This is a genomic window from Pseudomonas syringae pv. coryli str. NCPPB 4273, from assembly GCF_000972175.1.
Lineage (GTDB): Bacteria > Pseudomonadota > Gammaproteobacteria > Pseudomonadales > Pseudomonadaceae > Aquipseudomonas > Aquipseudomonas syringae.
In genome coordinates this window covers 80,616-105,156 of sequence record NZ_AWQP01000042.1, presented here as the reverse complement: position 1 = coordinate 105,156, position 24,541 = coordinate 80,616, and the positions used below count along the sequence as shown (strand labels likewise).

Annotated in this window: 12 protein-coding genes; 1 reads left to right on the top strand and 11 read right to left on the bottom strand. The window is 59.6% G+C overall.

The genetic code is table 11. From position 1 onward, the window contains the following. Positions 1-517 precede the first annotated feature (517 nt). The 7 genes from P406_RS17855 to kdpF form a co-directional block, all read right to left on the bottom strand. Positions 518-796 (bottom strand): lipoprotein, encoded by a 279-nt coding sequence (locus tag P406_RS17855; RefSeq protein WP_003316607.1) that lies wholly within the window; start codon positions 794-796, stop codon positions 518-520. 96 nt (positions 797-892) lie between these two features. Next, positions 893-1,585, bottom strand: a complete 693-nt coding sequence (locus P406_RS17850) for a response regulator (protein ID WP_003419981.1) — start codon at positions 1,583-1,585, stop codon at positions 893-895. Continuing rightward, positions 1,582-4,245 carry a DUF4118 domain-containing protein gene (locus P406_RS17845; protein ID WP_003419980.1) on the bottom strand — a complete coding sequence of 888 codons (2,664 nt, stop codon included), beginning with the start codon at positions 4,243-4,245 and terminating at the stop codon, positions 1,582-1,584. The genes P406_RS17850 and P406_RS17845 overlap by 4 nt, the downstream gene beginning before the upstream one ends. Before the next feature lie 67 nt (positions 4,246-4,312). Then, the gene (kdpC, locus tag P406_RS17840) at positions 4,313-4,885 is read right to left on the bottom strand and encodes a potassium-transporting ATPase subunit KdpC (RefSeq protein WP_003394661.1); all 573 of its coding nucleotides are present in this window, start codon (positions 4,883-4,885) and stop codon (positions 4,313-4,315) included. A 54-nt stretch (positions 4,886-4,939) separates the two neighbouring features. After that, positions 4,940-7,018, bottom strand: coding sequence for a potassium-transporting ATPase subunit KdpB (gene kdpB / locus P406_RS17835; RefSeq protein ID WP_046236893.1), 2,079 nt, complete (start codon positions 7,016-7,018; stop codon positions 4,940-4,942). A gap of 10 nt (positions 7,019-7,028) precedes the next feature. Further along, entirely contained in the window at positions 7,029-8,723 is a 1,695-nt protein-coding gene (gene kdpA, locus P406_RS17830) for a potassium-transporting ATPase subunit KdpA (RefSeq protein WP_046236892.1), read from the bottom strand. A gap of 2 nt (positions 8,724-8,725) precedes the next feature. Beyond that, a complete protein-coding gene (gene kdpF, locus P406_RS17825; RefSeq protein ID WP_003406089.1) occupies positions 8,726-8,821 on the bottom strand; it encodes a K(+)-transporting ATPase subunit F in 96 nt (31 codons plus the stop codon). A gap of 242 nt (positions 8,822-9,063) precedes the next feature. Between kdpF and P406_RS17820 the strand changes: the two genes are divergently transcribed. Continuing rightward, the gene (locus P406_RS17820; RefSeq protein ID WP_011267398.1) at positions 9,064-9,327 is read left to right on the top strand and encodes a helix-turn-helix domain-containing protein; all 264 of its coding nucleotides are present in this window, start codon (positions 9,064-9,066) and stop codon (positions 9,325-9,327) included. A gap of 77 nt (positions 9,328-9,404) precedes the next feature. Here the strand turns inward: P406_RS17820 and P406_RS17815 are convergent, their stop codons facing one another. From P406_RS17815 to P406_RS28010, 4 genes are all read right to left on the bottom strand, one after another. Beyond that, positions 9,405-14,267 (bottom strand): RHS repeat domain-containing protein, encoded by a 4,863-nt coding sequence (locus P406_RS17815; RefSeq protein WP_235810298.1) that lies wholly within the window; start codon positions 14,265-14,267, stop codon positions 9,405-9,407. 96 nt (positions 14,268-14,363) lie between these two features. Beyond that, on the bottom strand, positions 14,364-14,849 hold the full coding sequence (locus tag P406_RS17810) for a hypothetical protein (protein WP_046236891.1): 486 nt from the start codon (positions 14,847-14,849) through the stop codon (positions 14,364-14,366). Positions 14,850-14,885: 36 nt separating this feature from the next. Then, positions 14,886-20,096, bottom strand: a complete 5,211-nt coding sequence (locus P406_RS17805) for a hypothetical protein (RefSeq protein ID WP_046236890.1) — start codon at positions 20,094-20,096, stop codon at positions 14,886-14,888. Positions 20,097-20,145: 49 nt separating this feature from the next. After that, positions 20,146-24,486: a hypothetical protein gene (locus P406_RS28010; RefSeq protein WP_082100850.1), complete on the bottom strand. Its 4,341-nt coding sequence runs from the start codon at positions 24,484-24,486 to the stop codon at positions 20,146-20,148. Between the last annotated feature and the right edge of the window lie 55 nt (positions 24,487-24,541).

Below are 24,541 nucleotides of genomic sequence, written 5' to 3'. Positions count from 1 at the left end.
AGGGCCGGGGTGTTTTCGGGCCATGTGAAACACTCACACAGGGCCGGGGTGTTTTCAAGCCATGTGGATTACTCACACAGGTCGGCTGTGTCTCGAGCCATGCGAATGCCCTTAGGCACTGATGACCTTGTGGGAGCGAGCTTGCTCGCGAAGACGGTGTTTCAGTCGATGCATTTTCGGCGCTTGTGCAAACTCTTTCGCGAGCAAGCTCGCTCCCACAGGTACGGGGTGTTTTCGGGCCATGTGAAACACTCACACAGGTCGGGGGTGTTTTCGGGCCATGTGAAACACTCACACAGGTCCGGGGTGTTTTCAAGCCATGTGGATTACTCACACAGGTCGACGGTGTTTCGAGCCGTGCGAATGCCCTGCGGCACTGATGACCTTGTGGGAGCTTGCTCGCGAAGACGGTGTTTCAGTCGATGCATTTTCGGCGCTTGTGCAAACTCTTTCGCGAGCAAGTTGGCTCCCACGGCCTTCGGCCAGAATCAAGAGCAGACCTGTGTATCGTCAGGTATCAGCGGCCAGCGCGGGACTCGCGGATGTAGAAGCGGGCTTTCTCGGACTTCTCGGTGCAGCCTTCAAACGCCTCGAACTGCTGCTGAGTCTTGGCACCCGTCAGCAGCGACAATGCCTTGGAGTAACTGACCGTTCCGGCAAAACCTTCAGCCTTGGCCAGATCCAGCTCATGCCAGGCAGCGTCGAGCTGAGTGGCACAGCTGTCGCGATATCCGGTCTTGCCAGCACAACCTGCAAGAACCAAAACAAGCAATGGCAGACAGATAAGGGCTTTCATTCGGGTGTTACCTCAAGAGTGAACAGGGAGTGTGCGGCTTTGACGGTGCGCGGCAGTAAAAGTGCCGCAGCACAAGGCTATGCTCGCTTTTTTCATCTAGTAATCAGCCAGCAGACGATACCCTATTCCAGGCTCAGTGAGGATGAACCGCGGAGCGGTCGGATCATCTGCCAGCTTCTGCCGCAAATGCCCCACCACGATACGCAGATAGTGACTGTCTTCTGTGTGCGTAGGCCCCCAGATATCCTTGAGCAATTGCTGCTGGGTAATGACCCGCCCGGGATGCCGCGCCAACTGCGCCAGCACCGCGTATTCCTTGCGGGTCAGCGCCACTTCCTGACCATCGAGCAACACACGCCGATAGGCCAGGTCCACGGTGAGCGGCCCGAACTCAAGCGCAGACTCGGGCTTTTCGCTGCCCGACGCCTGCCTGAGCAGCGCCCTGATGCGGGCCAGAAACTCCTGAATGCCAAACGGCTTGGTCACGTAATCGTTAGCGCCGGCGTCCAGCGCCTGAACTTTCTGTGCCTCGCTGGCGCGCACCGAAAGCACCAGCACCGGCACGGCCGACCACTCGCGAAACTCGCTCAACACCTGCTGACCGTCCATGTCCGGCAGCCCAAGGTCAAGCACCAGCAAATCCGGTTTGTTCAAGGCAGCCTGAGTCAGACCCTCGGCGCCAGTGGCGGCTTCCAGCACCTTGTAGCCCTGCGAGACCAGACTGATGCGCAGAAACTTGCGAATCTGCGGCTCGTCGTCGATGACCAGAATGGTGGTCGACTGGCTCAAGCGGTCTCCTCCAGTTCCACATCCGGCTGCGCCTGCAGCGGCAGAAACAGTGTGATGCGTGTACCCAGCCCGTCGATGCCCTCCTCGACCGTGAGCCGTCCACCGTGCGCGCCGATCATGCCCTGACAGATCGCCAGCCCAAGGCCCGTGCCCTGCCCGCCGCGATCGCCGCGGGCGGCGGTGTAGAACATGTCGAAAATCTTCGCTCGCTCGTCCTCGGGAATGCCGGGGCCTTCGTCACTGACCGAGAAAAACAGTTCACTGTCGACCACACCGGCCGCTACCTGCAAGCGTCCATCGACGGGTGAAAAGCGCGCAGCGTTCTCAAGCACATTGACCAGCGCCTGCTCGATCAGCGCCGCGTGCACGTACAGCAGCGGCAGCTCGCCAGTCACCTGGGTGCTGACCTGCAAGGGCGCCAGTACGGCACGCAGCCGGTTGAGCGCGCTACCGACGATATCGGCGGGCGACACCCAGTCGCGGGCCAGCTTCAGCGCACCGTGCCCCAGACGCGTCATGTCCAGCAGGTTCTGGATATAGCGGTCCAGGCGCTCGGCTTCATCGCGGGTACCTTCCAGCAGCTCGCGGCGATCCTCCAGTGGAATGGCTTCACCCAGGGCCAGCAGGCTGTCGATGCTGCCGCGCATCGAGGTCAGCGGGGTACGCAGGTCGTGGGACACCGAAGCCAGCAAGGCGCTGCGCAATTGCTCGGTTTCGCCGTGCAGACGCGCGGCTTCAAGCTCCTGGGCCAATTGCGCACGGGCCAGCGCCTGCGCCAGTGGCTGGGTGAGCGCGGCCAGCAGACGTCGATGTTGCGCGGTGAACGACTGGCCTTCCCGCGCGCAGACCCCAAGTAGAGCCAGCGGCCCTTCTTCTGCGGTGATCGGCCACCACCACCAGCGTCCGGACGGCAAGGTGCCAGTGCCACTGCCCGCGGGTTGATCGTGCTTCCAGGCCCAGTCGGCAGCGGCACGCTCGGCTTCCGAGAAGGTCAGCGGCCCGCCGGTTTCGACCACCCAGCCGCCCTCTCCGTCGCGGTCGACCAGACACAGGTGCAGTTCCTTCCAGCCGGAGAAATGCTGTTCTGCTGCGCTGAACACCGCTTTACCGTCAGTGGCGGCAGTCATCTTGCGCGACAGGTCGAGCAGCTCACTGGTCTGTTCCTGGGTATCGCGCAACGCCTGCAATTGCCTGCGCTGGCGTGCCGCGAGCTTGCCGGTCAGGGCCGACATCAGCAGGAAGAACAACAGCGTCAGCACGTCTTCTTCGCGCTGGATGTTCAGGGAAAAGCTCGGCGGAATGAACAGAAAGTCATACGCCAGGAACGATAACCCGGCGCAGGCCAGCGCCGGGCCCATGCTGCTGCGCACGGCGACCAGCAATACCGCAGCGAGAAAGATCAGGGAAATGTTCGGCAGTGCCAGCACGCCTGCAACCCCCCAGGCGACCAGACTGGCGATCAACGTAGCGACGAAAGCCAGGCCGTAATCGAACCACACCACTTCGCGAGCCGGACGCGCACGCGGCGGCTGATCGGGCAGTTCCTCGCTGTCGTCGAGTACCGAGATTTCCAGCCCGTGCCCTTCGCGCAGCAAACGCGCAGCCACACCGCCGCCGAAGATTTTACGCCGCCAGTGCCGACGCGACTGGCCGACCAGCACCACGCTGGCACGTCGTTCGATGGCATGCTGCACCAGCGTGCGGGCAACCTCCCCGGCGCGCAGCGAAACCGCTTCGCCGCCGAGCCGCTCGGCCAGTTGCTGGGCGCTTTGCAGACGCGCGCGGGACTGCTCGTCGAGGGTTTGCCCGTCGTCCACATGCACGGCGCTCCACGGCAGATGGCGACGCTGGGCAACCCGACTGGCGTGACGCACCAGACGCTCGGCATGGATATCCCCATCGATGCCCACCAGCATCCGCCCGCGAACCGCCGGGGCCGACTGGCCCAATTGCCGGTAGCCCTGCGCCAGATCGTTATCGACTTGCGCCGCCGCCGTCTGCATGGCCATTTCGCGCAGCGCGGTGAGGTTGGTCTGGGTGAAAAAGGCATCGATGGCCGCGCGTGCCTGCTCCGGCACGTAGACCTTGCCGTCGCGCAGGCGCTCCAGCAGTTCGCGGGGCGGCAGGTCGATCAGCACCAGATCAAAGGCTTCCTGCAACACCCAGTCCGGCAGCGTTTCACGCACCTGCACGCCGGTGATGCCACGCACCTGGTCATTCAGGCTTTCCAGATGCTGGACGTTGACGGTGGTATACACATCGATACCGGCGGCCAGCAGTTCCTGAATATCCTGCCAGCGTTTGGCGTGTCGACTGCCGGGCGCATTGGTGTGCGCCAGTTCGTCGACCAGTACCAGGCTCGGCGCAGCCTTGAGCAGCGCGTCGAGGTCCATTTCTTCGAGGGTCATGCCGCGATAATCAGTGCGCAGCAAGGGCTGTTGCGGCAGGCCGTTGAGCAGCGCCTCGGTTTCTGCGCGGCCGTGGGTTTCGACCACGCCCGCCAGCACCTTCACCCCTTGGCGCAGCTGCGCGTGAGCCGCCTGGAGCATGGCGTAGGTCTTGCCGACGCCTGGCGCAGCCCCGAGAAAAACCTTCAGCCGCCCGCGCCCCTCGCGGGGCAGCTGGGCCAGCAGTGCGTCAGCTCGACCGGAATCACTCACGTTGGTTACCACCCTCTTTCTGATCAGCTACAGCTTAGTGAATCTGCTGCGTACATGGCGCACTTTGTTACAGCTGCGCGTTGCGCGGTGCAGACGGTAACTGATTCAGGCTCATATTCAAGGCCAATACGTTAACCACGGGTGGGCCGATCAGCGGACGCTGGGTATTGGCGTCGATCAGCGCCTGCACTTTGTCCAGCGGCAACTGGCGCGCCGCGGCAACGCGACCGGCCTGCCAGGCAACCGCTTCAGGCGAGAGGTGCGGGTCAAGTCCGCTGCCGGAGGTGGTCAGCAAGGCCATTGGTATCGGTTCCTGCGAGACGTTGGCCAGTTTCGCGGCGTCCTCTTTCACGCGTGTCGCCAGCGCCGGGTTGCTCGGCGCGAAGTTACTCGCGCCGCTGGCCACGGTCGCGAATGCGCCAGCCGAGGGGCGCGACTGAAACCACTCATCGCCGGTGAACGACTGGGCGATCAGCGCCGAGCCACGCACCTTGCCCGATGCGTCATACACCAGGCTGCCATTGGCCTGCTCCGGAAACGCCACTTGCGCAACCCCGGTGACCACCAGTGGATAGGCCACGCCGGTGATCAGGCTCATCAACACGATCAGGCTCAAGGCCGGACGCAATACATTGGACATCTGCACATCCTCAATCAGGTGAGGCTGCACGCCGACCGGCGTGCAGCACAGGCTTCAAACAAGGCCGAGTGCGACCAGCAGCATGTCGATCAGCTTGATGCCGATAAACGGCACAACGATGCCGCCCAGGCCGTAGATCAGCAGGTTGCGACGCAGCAAGTGAGCCGCGCTGGCCGCCTGCACACGCACGCCACGCAGGGCCAGCGGGATCAGTACGACGATGATCAGCGCGTTGAAGACGATGGCCGAGACAATCGCGCTCTGCGGGCTGGCCAGCTTCATGACGTTGAGCACGCCCAGTTGCGGGTAGATCGAGGCAAACAGCGCAGGCAGTACCGCGAAGTACTTGGCCACGTCGTTGGCAATCGAAAAGGTGGTCAGCGCACCGCGGGTAACCAGCAACTCCTTGCCGATCTGCACCACATCCAGCAACTTGGTCGGGTCGCTGTCGAGGTCAACCATGTTCGCCGCTTCGCGAGCGGCCTGAGTACCGTCGTTCATCGCCATGCCGACATCGGCCTGGGCCAATGCAGGTGCATCGTTGGCGCCGTCGCCACACATCGCCACCAGACGCCCTTCGCCCTGCTCCTGGCGAATTCGCTCCAGTTTCTTCTCCGGCGTGGCTTCAGCCAGCACGTCGTCGACACCGGCCTCGGCGGCAATCGCTGCGGCAGTCAGCGGGTTGTCGCCGGTGACCATCACGGTCCGGATACCCAGTTTGCGCAGCTCTTCGAAGCGTTCGCGAATACCTGGCTTGACCACGTCCTTGAGATGGATCGCGCCCAACAACCGACCGTTGGCGCAGACCAGCAGCGGTGTGCCGCCGGTCTTGGCGATCTTGTCGACTTCACGGGCCAGTACAGGCGGCAGCTCGCTGCGCTGCATGTTGATGAAAGCCAGCAGCGAATCCACTGCGCCCTTGCGGTACACGTGGCCCTGGTAATCAACGCCGGACAGACGTGTGTCAGCGCTGAACGGCACAGCCGTCACCGAGCTCAGGGTCGGCTCGTTCATCGGGTGCAGGTTGCGCAGAAACTCGACGATGGATTTGCCTTCTGCCGTGTCGTCGGCCAGCGAGGCCAGCAAAGCGCCCTCGCCCAGCTCCTTCGGGGTCACGCCCGGTGCAGCGTAGACGGCGGCGCAGCGACGGTTGCCGAAGGTGATGGTGCCGGTCTTGTCCAGCAGCAGCACATGCACATCGCCCGCGGCCTCCACGGCGCGACCCGACTTGGCAATCACATTGAGGCGCACCAGGCGGTCCATACCGGCAATGCCGATGGCCGACAGCAGACCGCCAATGGTGGTGGGGATCAGCGTGACCAACAACGCCACCAGAAACACCAGCGGCAGGCTGCCACCGGCGAAGTGGGCGAACGGCTGCAAGGTGATGACCACCAGCAGGAAGATCAGGGTCAGGCCGATCAGCAGAATATCCAGCGCGACTTCATTCGGGGTCTTCTGCCGTTTGGCGCCTTCGACCAGCGCGATCATGCGGTCCAGTGTCGATTCACCGGGGTTGGCGCTGATGCGTATCAGCAGCCAGTCGGAGACCAGCCGGGTGTTGCCGGTCACAGCCGAGCGATCGCCACCGGATTCGCGGATCACTGGCGCGGATTCGCCGGTAATCGCGGCCTCGTTGACCGCAGCGATGCCTTCGATGACTTCGCCATCACCGGGAATCATTTCGCCGATCTCGACGCGCACCACATCGCCCTTGCGCAACTCGCTGGCATTGATGATGCGCAGGCTGCCGTTGTCGTCCCTGATACGTGCCTTGAGCCCTTCGCTGCCTGCCTTGAGACTGTCGGCTCGTGCCTTACCGCGGCCCTCGGCCAGCGCTTCGGCGAAGTTGGCGAACAGCACGGTGAACCACAACCACAGGGCGATCTGCACGCAGACCGAAGTCGGCACCTGCGGGTTGGGGATCACGCAGAGCACGGTGGTCAGGATGGCGGTCAGTTCCACCACCAGCATGACCGGCGAACGCTTGAGCTGACGCGGGTCGAGCTTGACGAACGCCTGCACCAGCGCCGGACGCCACAGGGCGGCGATGCCGGTTTTTGCCGATTCGGTGGCCTGCGATTCAGTAGATTTCGCAGCAGCATTTTTTGCAGGATTAATAGGTAAGTTCATGATCGGTTCCTCAGAAACCCAGGCTCAGGTGTTCGGCAATCGGCCCCAGTGCCAGGGTCGGCAGGAAGGTCAAACCACCCACCAGCAGAATCGTGACGGTCAGCAGGGTGACGAACAGCAGGCCATGGGTCGGGAAGCTGTTCTGGCCCTGCGGCGCGGTCTTCTTCATGGCCAGGCTACCGGCCAGGGCCAGCACCGGCAGGATGTAACCGAAGCGGCCGATGAAAATCGCCAGGCTGAGCATCAGGTTGTGGAACACCGTGTTGGCACTGAAACCGCCGAACGCCGAGCCGTTGTTGGCCGTGGCCGAGGTGTAGGCGTACAGCAACTGACTGAAGCCATGCGGGCCAGGGTTGCTGATGGCACCTGCCGGGCCGGGCAGGCTCGCGGCAATCGCGCCCAGCACCAGCACGCCGACCGGCATCACCAGCAGGGTGGCGACCAGCAGCCGGACTTCCTGCGCTTGCAGCTTCTTGCCCAGGTATTCCGGGGTGCGGCCGATCATCAGGCCCGCAAGGAACACGGCGATCAGCACGTTGAGCAGCATGCCGTTGAGGCCGACACCGACGCCGCCGAAGATCACTTCGCCGACCATCATGTTGACCAGCGCGACCATGCCGGTCAGCGGGTTGAGGCTGTCATGCATGCCGTTGACCGAGCCGTTGGAAGCCGCAGTGGTAGCGACTGACCACAGCACCGTGCCGGTGGTGCCGAAGCGGGTTTCCTTGCCTTCGAGCGGTGCGGTCTGCTCGACACCGGCGATGTTCAGCGCCGGGTTGGGCTGGTACTCGGCCCACAGCGAGACCGCGCCGCCGATCAACAGCAGCGCCAGCATGCAGCCGAGAATCGCGCGGCTCTGGCGCATGTCCTTGACGTAGTGGCCGAAAGTGAACACCAGCGCAGCCGGGATCAGCAGGATCGAGACCAGCTCGAACAGGTTGCTCCAGGCCGTGGGGTTCTCGAACGGATGCGCCGAGTTGACGCCGAAGAAGCCGCCGCCATTGGTGCCCAGTTGCTTGATGGAGATCTGACTGGCCGCAGGGCCCATGGGCAGGCTCTGGTCAGCGCCTTGCAGGGTCAGTGCGTCGATGTAGTGGCCAAAGTTCTGTGGCACGCCCTGCCAGACCAGAAACACCGCCAGCACGATACTGATCGGCAACAGGCCGTAGAGCGTGGCGCGGGTCATGTCGGCCCAGAAGTTACCCAGGCTCTGCGATGAGCGACGACTGATGCCGCGACACAGCGCGACCAGCACTGCCAGGCCGGTCGCGGCGCTGACGAAGTTCTGCACGGTCAGGCCGACCATCTGGCTCAGGTAGCTGAGCGACGCTTCGCCGCTGTAGGCCTGCCAGTTGGTGTTGGTGACAAAGCTCATCGCAGTGTTGAAGGCCAGCGACCACTCCATGCCCGGTAATTGCTGCGGGTTGAGCGGCAGCATGCCTTGCAGCATGAGGATGGCGAACAACACGACAAAACCCGCCAGGTTGAACGCCATCAACGCCCAGGCGTATTGCTTCCAGGACTGTTCGGTTTTCGGGTCGACGCCGGAAATCCGGTAGCAGGCGCGCTCGACCGGCCCCAGCACCGGGCTCAGCCAGGTGCGCTCGCCTTCCATGACCCGGTAATAGAAACGTCCCAGCCACGGCGCGGGGGCCAGCAGCAGGACCAGAAAGGCCAGGATCAACAGATAATCGTAACTGTGCATGATCACTCCTGACTCTGGTCGGCGCGCAACAGCGCCACCAGCAGATAGATGAACAGCCCGACTCCCATCAACAGAGAGATACCATCCATAACGCTCATTGAAATTTCCCCCATCAGGCAACACCGGTACGGCGAAGGCCGCGTGGGGTGATTGTCCGCAGGCAGGGTGTAAAGGCGCGAGATCGACAGGCTGGCCGGGGCGTAAAGAAGCTGTAAAAAAGCGCTACAGCCTTGACGGCGCAAGGCCTTCACGGTCCTGCGGCGCTGTCATTTATGTCAGGTTCGCGTTAGGGGTTGCAGGGGTATCGTGGTGCGGCGATCTTCAGGGAAAGGACTTCACCATGCTTCGCGACAATGGAAAACCACCCGGCACCACGCCGCCTTCCCAAGTCACACCCGCCATCGTCCAGTTGACTGTCAAGGAGCGACAAGTCCTGGAATGGGTGGCGCTCGGCAAATCCGCCTGGGAGATATCCCGGATACAAGGCTGCTCGGAAGCGACCGTGCACTTTCATACCAGCAATATCCGCCGCAAGTTCGGGGTGACGTCATTGAAGGCGGCGCTGGTGATGGCGATCAGGCAGGGAGTTATTTTGGTGGAGTGATGCAGCCCCAAAAAAACATCAAGATGACAAGGGTGGCTTTAACAGCCACCCTTGTTTGACACAGCTAGTTGAAACTATTAATCGAACCTGCCACCAGAATGAGCTGCTCCAACGAGCTCTCGTCTTTTACGTCCATTCCCAAGTCCTGCAGCTTGTCGACTTCGATAGTTTTTGACGAAACGAATGTCTTCCATTATTTCAGCAGCCTCTCTCCTGTTAACTGGATTAGCATGTTCAATCTTAAACACCAAGTCCTCGGCTGCCTTTCTAGAGGGACGAGTTACACCCAACCTCCCAAGATTATCTTGTGCATAGTTTCTTGCCAGATTCGCTTGATGAGAGTCAACACTCTTCTCATAAATCTTATTAATGTCGTCAGAATACCATGTCTGACGCTTTATAAACCCTTCGGGATCTGGAACGTTAATTTTACTCTTGGCATAATCCACCTTTGCTTGAAGATGCCTTGACATAGCCGCAACCTTGCCTTCTTTATGGCTTGCAATTTTATTAAAGTTACTGACATCGGCATCATCAATTTTATAAAAACGCCTTTTAGAAGTGCCCCCTAAAGCCCTGAGATCTCCTGGAATCTCCTGTGCGAGCGCAGATTTTGTAGTTGCAACCTTACTAAATTTTCTGACAACAGCTTTGTACAATCCAGAAAAAATACCATGCCCCGACGGATCCACGCTATTCACCGGATCCCCCTCGACATACGCATACCCATTCACCCCGCCCTCGCCAAACGGACTCCAGCTATCAGGACTGTTGAAGCGCATCAACACCGGGCTGTAGGCACGATAGCCATTACCCAGCATTTGCCAGCCGGTATCCGCCTCGGCCAGTTCGCCGTTGAACCCCAGTCTGCCGTGCGGTGGATCTTCGCCGCTAGCGTGGCCGTATGCCGTATACCACCTCCGGTTGATCCCGTTGGCATCGACTTCACCGAGCACGCTGTCACTGTCGTTGGTGGCAAGCAGCACCGTCCGATCAATCTGCTGTTCGGCCAGCAGGTAGTCGTCGCCACGCATGAAGGTGCTCTGCACATGACTGCCGAGTTGATTGGCCAGCTCCCCGTCACGATAGAAGCGCAGATCCCTGTCCTCTCCGCGGGTCTCCCCTGTCAGTTGGTCCTGGGGGTCATACTGATAGTGAATGCCGGCTGAGGGCGTGCCTACTTCGATCAGGCGGCCGAGGGGATCGTATTTAAGCGTGCGCCCGGCTTCGTCGATGTCCAGATTGCCGTCCGGGTCATAGTGAAGCTTGATTTCAGGCGGGTAGTGCGCGTGGTTACTGTTCGTTACCCGGCTCAACTGTACGGGGTCGTCTTTTTCGTAAAAATACCGGGCAGTGTTGGTACCGCCATCGAAGCGGGTCGTAACGACCGTCAGGTTATTCGCGCCATCGAAAGTGAAGTTCTGCGCGAGGAGGGTTCTGCCATAGGGGTCCACCGGCCGCTGAGTTCCCGTGCATTGGTATTGCATCAGGCGACCGGACGCATCGTAGCGGTAGGTTTCATCACGGAGTATTTCCGCGCCCTCGCTCAGGGTGCGCTGGACCATGTTATCCACATCGTCATAGACCTGAACCATGTGTTGCTCGACACCATCGAGGTCGAACACACGTCTGACTTCTCGCCCCAGGTCATCATATTCAAGGCTGATTGCGACAGTTCTTTCGCGGCTGATATCGGTTTTGTCGGTGGTAGTGATTTTTGCGAGGCGACCAAAGACAGCGTCATAGTCAAACGTCGAATAGACCTCACCCAGCCAGGTTTGCTCTAGACGACCGACGTTGTCATAGCGATTGACCTGCTCCTGTCCCAGTACGTCGGTGTAAGACAGCAGCAGACCCTGTCGGCTGTAGCTGTAGAACATGTCGTAGGGTTTGTTTTCAGAGGTGCGCGTCTCACTTTTCAGCGAGCCGGTACTGTAATACGCGCGATCCAGTATCTCGCCCTGCTCCGAGGAATGAATCAGACGAGCATTCTGCTTATCGTAACTGTAATCGGCAGTCACACCCGGCGCCAGCGTGTTCCCGGAGTCGGCGGTTCCAGGTTTGGGCACTGCCTCGGACTGCACCCTGCGCCACGGCTCGTCGCTTACCTGGGGTTTGTATTCGTAATCGATTTTCCGCCCGCTGGGCAGGGTTACCGTTCTGGGTTGCAGCAGACCGATGTCGTAAACGAGTTCACGTTTACGCCCCCCTGTGACAGACGTGACCAGGCGATCCAGCCCGTCGAACGCCTGCTCTCCCAGCACAATGCTTTTGCCGTTGTGCTCGATGCCGATACTGACCGGCAAGTCTTCGCTGCTGTGGCTTGCATAACTGCGACGCACGATGGCCCGGCTTGGCAATGTGGAATGGGTCACCCGATCGAAGACGTCGTAAACATAGATCGTGCGCCGCCCGCCGTTTGCCACCCCGATAACTTCTTCGACACGGCGGCCAAGGCCGTCGTAATGGTACTGGCTCAGGCTGACCGAGTTGCCCGCCTGATCCTGTCGCTCGCTGCGCGTCGGCTGTTCGAACAGGTTCATCCAGGTCTCGGTGAACTCGCTCTTGCCGACGCCATCGGCGCCTTCGATCCAGCTACGCTGAATCGGCCCCTGCGATTGCGATGTACCAATGGGGTCGGTCTCTTCGACCGTCTTGACTTTATCCGGCCCGGTAACGGAACGCTGTTCGCCCCAATCGTCGTATTCGAAGACGCTCTCCAGAGCCAGGTACTTCTCATCCAGCCAGTCGAACTCGGTCTCACGGGTCATCTGCCCCCATGCGTCGTAAACGGCAGCGTAGGTCTGTCGCGGCATTTTGAAGCGCGCAGGATTATCTGCGTCGTCCCGCTCTTCGTAGATAACTCGATTGAGGCCATCGAAGTGACTGGTGGTTTTTACATTCTTGACGTCGATGAGCGTCTGCATGGCCTGATCAGTGGCCTTGGCACACAGGCGATACTCATAACTTCTGGTCGCGTTATAGATCGCATCATCTGGCGCCACCGTTTCGCTCAAGACACGCCGCAGACTGTCGTAGACATAACGGATTTCCACGTTGTTGTCGTCGCGATTGAGCAAGGGTTCGCCATTGAGCAGGGAATCCTCCAGCGTAATCACCTTCGTCGCGCCGTCGAAGCCGGTCACGGTCTGTACAGTTCGCAGCACAGTCCCGGCGTAACGATTGCTCTCACGGGGGCGATCAGCAGCGTTCTCAGCGGCGTCCTCGGGGCGGGGCTCAGAGAAGCGTTTGGGCATGGTGTAGGCATAGCCTGTGCTGGTCACCTTCCCGCCCATGATCACTTCCTGCAGTTTGAGCCGACCGTGCAGGAGTGCGTTGTTCGGCTCATTGAAGTATTCATAGGTGGTGAGGCGCTGCTCCTGCTCACCGTCAGGAGCCTGCATCAGTAACGTCTCGCTTTGCGGTGCAAGCCATTCCTGTAGCTGACCGCCATCCACTGCAGGCAACGCCAGGTAGCGATAGCGGGTGATCAGGACCGGGGCCTCGCCGTAGCCGGACGCCGTCGGAATGACCTGGCTGCTTTTCATCCAGCGCACGAAGCCTTCGGGGTCTGGCGGGCATCCGTCCTCGCCGGCCGCCGGATACCACTCACTGACTTCGACCACACCGTTGGCCTGAGTCTGAGTGAGCAGATTACCGTGCGGGTCATAGGTGCTGCTGACGATCTCACTGCGCGGCACACTGCCGTCTGACGAGAGCCGCCAGGTGGTCTGGACCTCTTTGGGCAACTGGCAATAGGGAGGCTGAGTGAAAAAGGGCTCGCCCGGATCGATGTAGTAGCGAGTGTCCACCTGCATGACGCTAAGGTTCTTGCGCGTGGTTTCCCGGATGAGCAGGTGAAACTGGTTGAAGGTCCGCTCGATACTGCGCTCGGCATCAGGCTGGCCCGGGACCTGGACACGCAATGTCTCGGTCGACGAATACTCGTACGGCTCCGCCCCGAGGTATCGGTACAGATTGTCCAGACCGTTGTCTTCCCAGACGATATCCAGCCCCGCGCCCAGAAAGTTGCGCTGGCGCCCGGCGCTGTCCTGGTAGGTGTAATGGACGTCCATTTGCGCCTGACCGAATCCGGGCGTCGTGCGATGGCGCGTGACTCTGGGCAGCGGGTCACGTCCCGCCTTGGCGGGAAACTGATGGCCGCTGTCAGTGTAAAAGATCTCCTCCCGACCGCCGACGGGTGTTTCCACCGACGTCATGCATAAATGGTCACGGTTCAGACTGTATACAAAACGCCAGGAGGCCGCGTTGTCGGTCGGCAGTTCGATACGGCTTACATGGTGATCCGACCCGCCCAGCACCATCACGAATGTCGCATCCGGGCCTTCGCCAGTGGTCATACGCAGCGTCACCCGCGTGGCTTCGCGGCTGATGCCGAGCAGGATCTGCCCCGAGTCATCCGTGACTTCGCTCAGCATCTGATGCCCGCCGAACGAGGTGTAATCCAGCGTGACACTGTGACCTTCCGGAGCGAATACGCGTACCGGCAGTGCGATCCTGTTGGCCCCGCTGCCGCGCAGTTCGAGCAGCTCCACCAGACCGGACTTGTGCATCACCCGGTAGTGGGTTTCGTCCTCCTTGTACAAGTGAAAGCTGTCGATTTTCTTTTCCGGCATCAGCATCTGGCCGTTGCTGGTGCCATTGACCTTGAATGTCTCGCCGCTGCTCAGCGACACGATCTGGTTACTCGGATCGTACTGCGACAACTGCAGGTTCCAGCCCATCCCGAAGCCGCTGTCCAGGCGGTTGAGAGGGTTATAGTTGAGTGCCAGTGGCATGCCCGGGCCACGCAATCCGTTGGTCTTGACGTCGGGCAAGGTGATCGCCACCGTGTATTGCCCGGTACGGGGGTCAACGCCGCTCTGTACATAACTCAGAAAGTTGAACGCGTTGGAGTGTACGGAAGTCGATGCTGTCATGATTCATGAACCTCGAACTTTATAGAGTGGTATAACCGTCACCCTATGTGGGTGACGATTAACACGTTGGCCTGACAGGTCCGGTTGTGCTGAGGGCTAATCCGATACATCGACACGCACGCAGGACAACTTGCCTTTTATGTTTTCACCCCCGCTATACGCCTTGGTCAAAACAACGCCGCGAGTGATAATGCTGTCGACCGGTTTGCCTCTGAGCTGGTCGATGGAGATCCAGACTGTTGTAACGGGGTCGATAAAGGTTTCGAGTCCAAATACCCAGCCTCCCGGATCATCGCAATCTCTGGACTCCAGGCGTATCTTCATGGCCGAACGCACGTTATCCAGCTTGATAAAACTCATCTGATCGTTTGTGCATTCATGATCACCCTTGTTGAGACGAACCACGTCGTCCTTGGCGACAAACGTGCAGTTCTTGCCGCCGCCATCGGAGGTTTCTGCGAGCATGATCATTCGAACCGGCTCTGCCGGGGGCTTGGGTACGGGCCTGTGGGACGGGACTAACGTACAGCCTGCCAACCCCGCAAGAGCCAGGTACGCAAGGGTTTTATTCAACGCATTCATGGTGATGACTCCCTGTCAACTTGTTGCGTCAATGCCTCATTGGGGCCGGGTTTCCGAATACAAGGTATGCATGAGGCGGTTGCGCCTGCCGGAGCCGCTGGGCAGAAAACTGATTCGCCGTTTATGGGCATTGCCCTGCTTATCGATCAACAGGACTACCAGTGCACTCGGGGCTGCCAGTGTCCCCATCAACTTGTCGCGGGCGGGATCTCCTTCCGGGATATAGGTAAGGCCCCGGAGGCGATGCAGGCTGATAATCAGTTTGCCGGTCTCGAATACGGACATATCGACGTTAATGTCCAACGTGTGAACGTCGCCCATCACATCCTGGAGCGCTTCGTCAAAGTGCACCTTGCTCACATCGCCTTTGACCGCCGGGTCGTCGAAGATAAACCCCGTCCAACTGAACATTACTTCTGCTGCCTGCCTGCTTTCCCAGAGAATGATCGAGGTATTGATCACGTCACTGTCGGGCCTGTAGGGCAGAAACTTCAGCGTCTCGAACTTTACCTCTTGCTGGGTATCGGGGTTAGTGACATTCAGCTTCCAGTAATCGGTGGTATTGAAGTGCAAATCGAAAGGATCATCTGGAGAGCCTTCTGGAGGCGGATCAACCGAAGGATCTGTGCCATTGTTATCCAGACGTTTCGGAACGAAGGTGTAATTGCGGGTATCGAACGTGGGCACGCGTCGCGGGTTGATTTCGACCTTGCTGTTCACGTCTTCGTACCTCACTGAGGTCCACCACTTGCCGTTGTCATCCTGAAAGGTCGCGTAGAAAACACTGATCAAACCCGGTTCCGCCCGACTGTGCAGGTAGAAGTCCTGCGGGAATGGCCGTATGGCATCCAGGCCCGGCTCCGCAGCGAAAACGCCGGCGCCGGACAACTCGAAGCGGTTATGTTGATTACGCACGCGCCACGCCTGGTCATCACCTTCGGGCATGCCCTCGAGAAGCGGGAGCACTGACTCGAGGTTCTGCGCGGTGTTATCGTCTACCAGGCGCATCGAGGCCCTCTCTGCGGGGCTCAGTTCGGACTCGACACCGTCGACCGGCATCACCTGAGTCTTGACCTGCAGCCTGAGCTGCTGATAACCGTTGGGGTACAGAGTCCCGGTCCGGTGGTCAGGCGTCGACGTGCCGGGGACCGTGATGGTAAACATCGACATTTCTTCCCAACGCACTTCGTCGATCACTTCGGACAATTCGATGACGCTGTAGCCGCACGCCAGAACCACCCCGTTGTTCACCACTTCACAGCTCACCACGCTACTGGCGACGAGCGCCTGGTCGGGCGGCATGAAAAGCCCCTGCCGATCGACAGTGCCTGCTCCGCCCACCACCTTCCAGCGTCGCTCAAGCCCGGGCAGCAGTGCGTGGTCATCCTGCAACTGCACCGCGACCTTTGGCCGTGCTCTGGGCACAAAAGCCGGCTCGATGCGCAGCATTTGCTGCCCATTGGCGACAAGCACGGTAGCGATGCCAAGGTCATTGCCCTGCGCCTCTATCTGTTGCACGGCCAGCGCTCTTTTTCCGGACCTGGCATCCGGACTGAAGAGCGCGCCCTTGCCGGCCTCACTCAACCTGCCAAGCTCCGCGCCCAGCAGCGCCCAACTCACCGGGCTGCCGTCGAGCGTCGAAGCCGCCAGCGAGACCGTTTGCAGCGCAGCGCCCCCTGGTACTACCGTTACACGTGGTGCCAACTCCATGCTCCGCGATACCACACTGACCAGCGCCGAGACCTTGACGACAGCGCCTGACTCTTGATATGCGGCGGTGATCACCACGCACAGCGCGTCATGGCCGATCGCCTCAAGACTCGCCGCCGTGTAAACGCCGCCGGCAGAGATGCTGCCGCTTCCGGCAGCCACGTGGCTTTTAATGCTTAACGCAGTCCAACTGGTGGCCGGTATTTCTTCGCCTTGCGCGTTACGCAGGACAAAGCGCTGGGTCTGCCCGGCCGTTATGGTCGAGAACAGTGGTGTAAGGCTGGCCTGTGTTGCACGAAGGCTGCCAAACATCAGCAGGTCATGCCGGCGGTATTGCTCAAGCGGTTCAAATACGCATCCACCGGTGAACTTCAGGCTGTCCAGCACCTGCAAGCGTTCACGCTCGATCATCGTCAGGGTCTTTTGCGAGAGCATCAACACCGTGCCGTATGCTGGCTGATTGTCTGCCCCGCGATCATCAGGGATCGGATAAACGAAATCGTCTGTTGGCGGAAACAAGCCTTCGCCTTCGCCATCCTGTGCGTGCATGAACAGCATAAGCGCGCCATCCCCCGCACTTTCCATGTGCGCATCGCTTGAACGCGGCGCGGCGCGGGCAAGAAGGCGCAAGCTGCCTGGCGTCTGAACGTGGTAGCGATTGAGCTGTGCCTGCAGCACTGAGAAAACCCGGCGATGAAGCGCAATCTGCTTGAACTCCTGAGCGAAGAAATCCGCCAGTTGCTGATTGATCGCCTCATCGACGCCCCCCAGATTACAGGCAACGCCGGCTCCGCCAGCCAGATCGAGCAGCACATGCCCCTCCTCGCCCACGAAGAGGTCGACCGTCATCGCCAGCCTGAAGCCCATGGGTTCGCTGATGATGAAGCTGCCGGACACGGTGGTGGCGCTGCCCTGCGGCTGATGCAAGCCGCTGTAGCGGCCAGACACGATGTTCATCGTGACCAGCACACTGCTGTAGCCCGGCGAGTCAGTCAGAAACGACAGGACCGGCACACCCAGCCCGACCTGCTTGAGACGAACAGTGTCGCCTTGTCGCTCATCCACCACGATGTCGCCGGTGAACAACGGCAAGAAGGCCAGTTCCTGATAGCGCTCAATGTATTGCTGTTCGATATGCCGGTTGAGATCGCTGCGACTGACCGCTGCGACGGCTCCCCAGCCCTGGGTCAAGGAACCTGCACCCGCTTGCTGCACAATACCGCTCAGTGAACGGGGCATTGCATGACCCACCGAGCCCAAGGCCGGCTGTCCGGTCAATGCCTGCAATACGTCGGAAGAGCCACTCAAGGGCAGCGGCAGAATCAGGTGCCCGGCCAGCATGCCAATGGCTTCGTCGAAGAGTTCTGCGAACACGACAACGAAGCGTTCGGGTGCTTGGGGATCGCTGAAGTAAATACCCGAAGCATCTATGGAGCCTGGGCCGCTCAGACTCCATGTGACCGGGAGGTCGCGCCCATTGATGGTGACTTTCAGCTCGGCAAGCTCATTACTGACGCCGACAAGCGTGATGGGCAGCATCGGTGCGTGGCGCAGAACCAGAACCTGGATTGACTGGGTGTGCTGATCGTCGCTGACCGTTATTGTGTCAAGGACATAGGTGTTCCCTGCCCCACCTGGACCGGCGACGTAAAACTGCTCATGCGGCGCATCGACGCCATCCTCGAGCGTCCCGCTTTGTCCAGGCACCGGATCGACCAGGGTCCATTTCAGGGGAGTTGCGCGCGAGCTGCGTGCTGAAAGCGCTACCCGCTCACCGTAATTACACACCTGAATCAACGGGCTGACGCTGACGCTGCTGGTGAGCACCGTCAACAATGCCGTAGTGCCATGCCCCGACCCCGGGTCCATGGCCTTGATCAGTACGCGTTGAAGACCCTGCCTCACGGGCAGCCCTGCAGGCGCCGTATACACGCCTTGCGCATCAATTTTCCCCAGACCGTCAACACTGCCCCCCGATGGGTTGGCCAGAGACCAGACGATGCCCTTGCGCGCAGGCTGGGTGGTAAATTGCAGCGTTTCTCCCGTGCCGATCAGTGCCTGTTGCTCGACGATAATGAACGTGGACGCACCGGGATCGATACGACCGAACACTGCCAGGTCATAAGGCAGACGCTTGAGTACAGGTTGCAGCACTTGCTCGTCGGGCAATAACCAGCCGCCCAGAAAACGCTCGGCGCCGGTTGCATCCAGGGTTTTGCTCAACCCTTGCAGCAACGCGTGTTTGACGGTGTAGGCGACAAAACCGTTGACCTGCTCCAGCTCCCCGGCACTCAGGTTGTCCAGGGTTCCCGGAACGGCGCTGACTTCATGATCGAACAGATAAGGCGCATAAAGTTGCCCTTCCATTGCCTGATCATCTGACTCACTTTCAATCAGATGAAACTCATGCTTGAGGCTGATGTTGAACGTAGCGTTGTACGATTGCCATTGATCGCTGTCCAGCGCCCTGTAGCGAAAGCCCAGCGTGCAGGGGAATTCCCAGGTCTGCGTGGTCTGGGCGTACTCGAAATCAATGGTCAGGGGATGCTGGGCATTGAAGGCCTGGACACTGAAGGGGTCGGATTCGAAGACGAATTCCGCGCTCCGATAGCCTCCAGCCGGAACTGCAAACGTGCCGGCCTGAGCAATCATCCGCTGCAACGGTTTATCGTCCGAAACGATGAAGCTGAAGTCGGGCGTCTGCAGCATTTGCATCACCGCATGGCCAAAGGCTGCACGGTGCAAGGCGTGGGAGGAAAACACGGCGGTCGCCGAATACGAAAGCTGAGCATCGTTGGGAATCAGGTAACGGAAGTCGGACTCGTCACTCGGAATCCCGCCCGTGACGCCGTACTGCATGGTCGTGAACAGCAGCAAGGCGCCTTTTTTATGGACCGATGCAGCATCGGGGCTTTCAAGCTGCGAGCGCACATCAATTCTGCGTACGTTGAGCAACTCGTTGCTCTGCTCGTTGAAAATGCCCAGCCTGAACAGCTGCTCCTGATTTCCCGGGTTGCTCAACCAGGCCTGAAAAAACTCGCCGATCGTGCTTCGTTCTATAATCGCGCCGGGAAAATCCAGCGAAAGGTTTTGAGCCAGACCAAGATTCACTACCAGATCCGGGCCTTGACTAGTCAGCTGCAGATCGAAATCCAGGCCCGGCGCGTTCAGCGGATCGTAGGCAGTGATTCTGTAAACATTGTGCTGCCCATTCGTGTTTTCTACCACGGTATGCACACCGGCGATAACCGGAATGCGCCAGGCCAGCAGGGAATGCTCCAGGCCACTGTGCCTGAACGACAAGGCTGGTGCTCCGAGCACACAGCCCGAGAAAAAGTGAGAGTCGTACGTATCGGGAATCGTGATACTTCCGTCCGGCACCGGACGCGACAGCCCCTGAGCCGCCCCCTGCTGATAAACGTGATCGAGCAGCTCGTTGACCTTGTCGCCATCCAGAGCAATGATCGCGTCCCAACCTCTCAGACGCGTGGTATTTTTCATCCATGCCAGCAGACTTTCCGCTGAATAACCAGCCATGACATCACCTCCTGTGATGTAGATATACATAAGACCGATGGGCGTTCGGTTATGACGCCTGTACTTTTTTGCCCTTCATCAATTCCACGTCCCCGGCAAACCGGTCCAGCGGTAGCGGCAATACGATGTGTCCTTCTATGACGCCAAACGTTGTACTGGGCGCCTCGGCAAAAATAAGCACGAACCGGTCAGTCGACAGCACATCCGGGGTGTACAGGCCGTTACTGATACTCCCGCCCCCGACGCCCACTCTCCATTTCACGCCCGGCGGCGTCATGGCATTGGCAATCGCTTCCAGTTGAACCTGATCGGCACGAACCGCAAGGTTCACGCGCTTCCAGGTTTTCACGACTCTTACGACTTTCATGCCTTTCACAACGCGTACGACTTTCAACGTTTTTATCACTTCCAGCGCTTCCGAAACCTTCACGGTTTTTACGACTTTCACGACTATCCTTGGGGGTTGATGCTTTACCAGTACCCACGACGAAACACTCGCCTGCCCGCTGGTCACGACTATCTGATCCAGTACATAGGTTTTGCCGGTCACCTTTGATGCAGGGACGTAACGGTGATCACCATCCGCCAGTTCGCTGGGCTCCAGAACACCGCTTTCGCCAGCCACCGGATCCTTGATCGACCAGTGCAGTTCTTCCGTGCCGAGTGAACCTGCCTGCAGCTCCACCTTCGCCCCGGCGTCACACACCTCGATCAACGGATTGAGGGTGATCGGGTTGGTCACGATCGTGACCAGGGCTGAACTTCGATAGTCCGAGTCCATATCGGTGGCCGTGACCCGAACACGTGTGAAAGGAAGCTCGGTCACAGAGGTTTCTGGCGCGTAATACCTGCCGGTGCCGTTGATGGCGCCGAAGTTCTGTGCATCACCTTGCAGAAGTTCGACACTCCACGTCACATTCGCGCCCGGCGGTTGAATGGCGAACGTAGTGGAACTGTCGGCGACCATCAGATGCTCCGCCGGGCTGACGACAAAGTCTGCCCCGGAACTGTTGATGCGGCCGAAGGCAGCTATGTCTCTGGGCGCACGAAGTACGTCAGGCACAATGGCTTCGTTGAAGTTGAGATCGATGCTGTCCCGGATGAACGAACTGACCGGCACAGTGGCTTCAAGATCGCTCGTGAGGCTGTCCCTGATGCTGGACTCGAACCGCTGCGCATTCAGTCTCGCAAAGTTGTCCTGCACCACGACGATCAGTAAGCCTACTCCAAAGCTGGTTCCCGGATTGGTCGTAGAAGTCACTTCACTGGCAGTCGTGCTTACCGCCAGGTTGGGCCTGAGGACAAGGTCGTTGGCATACTCCGCAAAGGTGTAAGTACACGTCACATCGACAGTCACCACCTTACTCGCCGTGAGTGCAGGGGCGTCATAGCCTGGCACGGTCAGAAGGATGAATTCCTGTGCCTCTGCGGTCCAGGTCAGTACTGCGCGTCCGTCGTCATGGATCTCTACTGACAAGGGTTTCTTGCCCGCTGCATCAAGTTGAGTTCCGGCACTCCAGAGCTCGGCGATCACCGTCACGCCACCGACCTTGACTGGATGGGTTGTAAAGCTTGATTCAGAAGTGATGTAGGTTCCTGAGGTGGCGGTTGCCTTGATCAGTCGGCCGGAACCGTCATGGAAGCTCTGGAAAGTAAAGCGGTCGAAAATCGAAGAAGCTGCCGCCATGACTTCGCCAATGAACACTGCCGCCTTGAACGTCCGCTGCGCACTGAACAACACCGTGGCGGAGTAATCTTTCCCGGCATCATCCGGTATCAGGTATTGGTACTCTACTGGGATGTCGCCGCCTTCCTGACTGCCTTCCAGGCGAATGAACACCAGCACCGCCCCGTCGCCGTAGTTGGCGGCCTGCGGGTCGAGAGGAGCAGCAGGATTGGTCTGGGTGCGCAGTTTGAACGACTGGGGGTGCATCAGATTATTGCTGCCACGCTTGATCACGCCCAGCGTCCAGATGCGTTCCTCGTCCGGCAACGCATCGAACAGGGCTTTGAAAAAAGCCCCGCCAAGTGCCCGCTCAGCGCTGTTAACCGCGAAGGTCAGAATGAAATTGTCACTGTCCTTGAGATCGAGCCGCACCCGGCCATCGCTCTGGACAATGCCCGGGACCTTCTCCAGGGCGAGATCCAGTGTCAGTTTCGGACCTTGCAGCGCATCGATATGAATCACTCTGTAGGCTTCCCAATTGTCGACGTTATTTCTCATCGTCAATTGCGTTCCGCCCAGAATCGAACAGGTCAATGTTGCATGAGACTGACCCAGGTTATCGTTCGAGAACGCGAGCCTGGGCGCATCAAGAATGAAGTTGTGAATACGTTCCTTGACCTGGTCGGTCAGTGCCACCTCTCCGCTGACGGGCTTCAAGTAGGCGTTCGATGAGAAACGCGCGATGTACTCCTGAAGCAACAGGTTATTCACCTTGCCCCGAGCCATTGCAGCGATGGAATCCCAGCCCCACATCACATTGTTGCCGGGGTCTTTCATCCACTCGGTCAGGCTGTTCAGCGAGTTATTGGCCATACGATCACGTCCATGTAAGTGTGGGGTCATGCCGGTGCCTGTCGCGTCCTGCGCCAGCCCGCCGCCCTGTAAAAAAAGATCCTCCAGCACCGTGAAACCGATGGCCGGAAACTGCGTGTAATGCGCCCCTTCATCAAAGCTGACTTCAACTGTCACCGTGTTGGTCTGACTGTCTCTTTGCAGACTTTCCAGGAAATCCCTCGGGATAATCACCGACACCTTCTTGGCATCGTATTCCGCCTCACTGAGCGGTTCGGCGGCGCCGGTACGTAGTCCGACCGTCTGCTCCAAGCCCGATTTCAACAAGCCAGTGGCCTTGATTCGTACCCGTTGTCCGGGCGCCATGTAGACCCAGGACGCCAGGTCAAGACCAGCACCTTCTGGTGGTACCTCGGCCAGTGAAAGCCGGCCGTCGGTGGCGCGTGGGCGTATGATCTGGATGTACGGCCAACCGAAGTCCTCGGCTCTGACTTCCAGATCGAATACTTTCGAGGTGCCCGATTGCGTTGCTGAAACGACCTTGTAATACACGGCCAGACGCTTGCCCATGTTGGCCGGGACCGCTGTGGGCGGGATGAGGAACAGGCGCGGATCGTCTGGCGAAGGATCAGCGATAAAGCTGCCCGTGCTTCCGTAACCGTCCCAGTACATCTGTACCGTGGAGTCTTCGCCGATGACCGCTTCTTTCGGTATGCGAATCGTCACCCCGGTCTCCATCTGCGAGGCAAAGATATAGCCCTTCACCCCCCCTTCAACGGGATTCTCAATGATCGCGTCTTCGATAACGGGCACCGGTAGATCGAGTGGCCGACGCAGAATGACCTTGCGCGGCAACGAGCTGGCTGCACGGCCGGGTCGCGCGTACTGGTACACCAGCTCGATTTCCTTGCCGTTATTGGCGGAAAGCCAGGCCTGAGCCAGCGAGAACTGCAGTACGCCACTGTCGAGATTGGTTATGTCAGCCCTGAGGGTCTGCACCAGTCGATTGCCGCTGGAGACGTAAACCACGACATCGTCATCGACTTGAATGCCGAAAGGGTCGATCAGCAGGGTGATGCCGTCAGGAAAAGCCTCCGGGTCCAGTGAGCCGCCGTTGAAATCCTTGATGGTCAGGGCGGGCAATAACGCCGCTGAGGGTGCGACGATGGCCAGCGACTGAGCGACCGAAGCCGTCGTCGATGTGGAGTCGGCATACTCGATGCAGTAGCTCATCAGAACGAAGCCATTTTCAATGGATACAAATTCGTTGGGCCCTATCGGCCACTGCAAGGGCTGGCCCACCTCTTTCAGGGTCAATACCTGGGAAGAGGACAGAGAGTGCGAGTAATCGTTTTCAGCGTAATAAAGATCCAGCGTGAGGGTCACCCTGTCGCCCTCGCGCATGGCCAGATACGGCGGCGTCACGATCAACAAGTCCTCGCCTTGCCACAGCAGCTCAGGGTCAAGCTTCAGATCGTGAGACTCTTTGCATTGCGGCACCCCCAGCCCGGCGGCCGTTGACGGTGGTTTACCGACATAGAAGAACAGGCGCAGGGATTCATGGGGGCGACCAACGACGACGTACGAGTAAAACACCCACCCCTTATCAAGCCTCACCAGCAACGGATTATTGATCAACAGGGGCATGCCTTCAGGCTGCAATCCCACGACCTCGATCACATCGCCGACATAGTCCTCCACTGCGCCCAGAGCGCCGCAACCTCGCCAGTTGGGCATGAACCGATCGCCGTTCTTGATGCCTGGGTAGTCGATCCAGGTGGTCAGGTCGACACTGCCCAACTGATCCAGATCGAGGTAGTTCCCGGGCTGCTGCAGGCCGGGCACCTTGGGGGCGGGAAGATCCAGCGCCATGAGTGAGACTCCTTTCTCGTTTCCGCCTGAAATGGGTAGATCGCAAGGTTGCCCC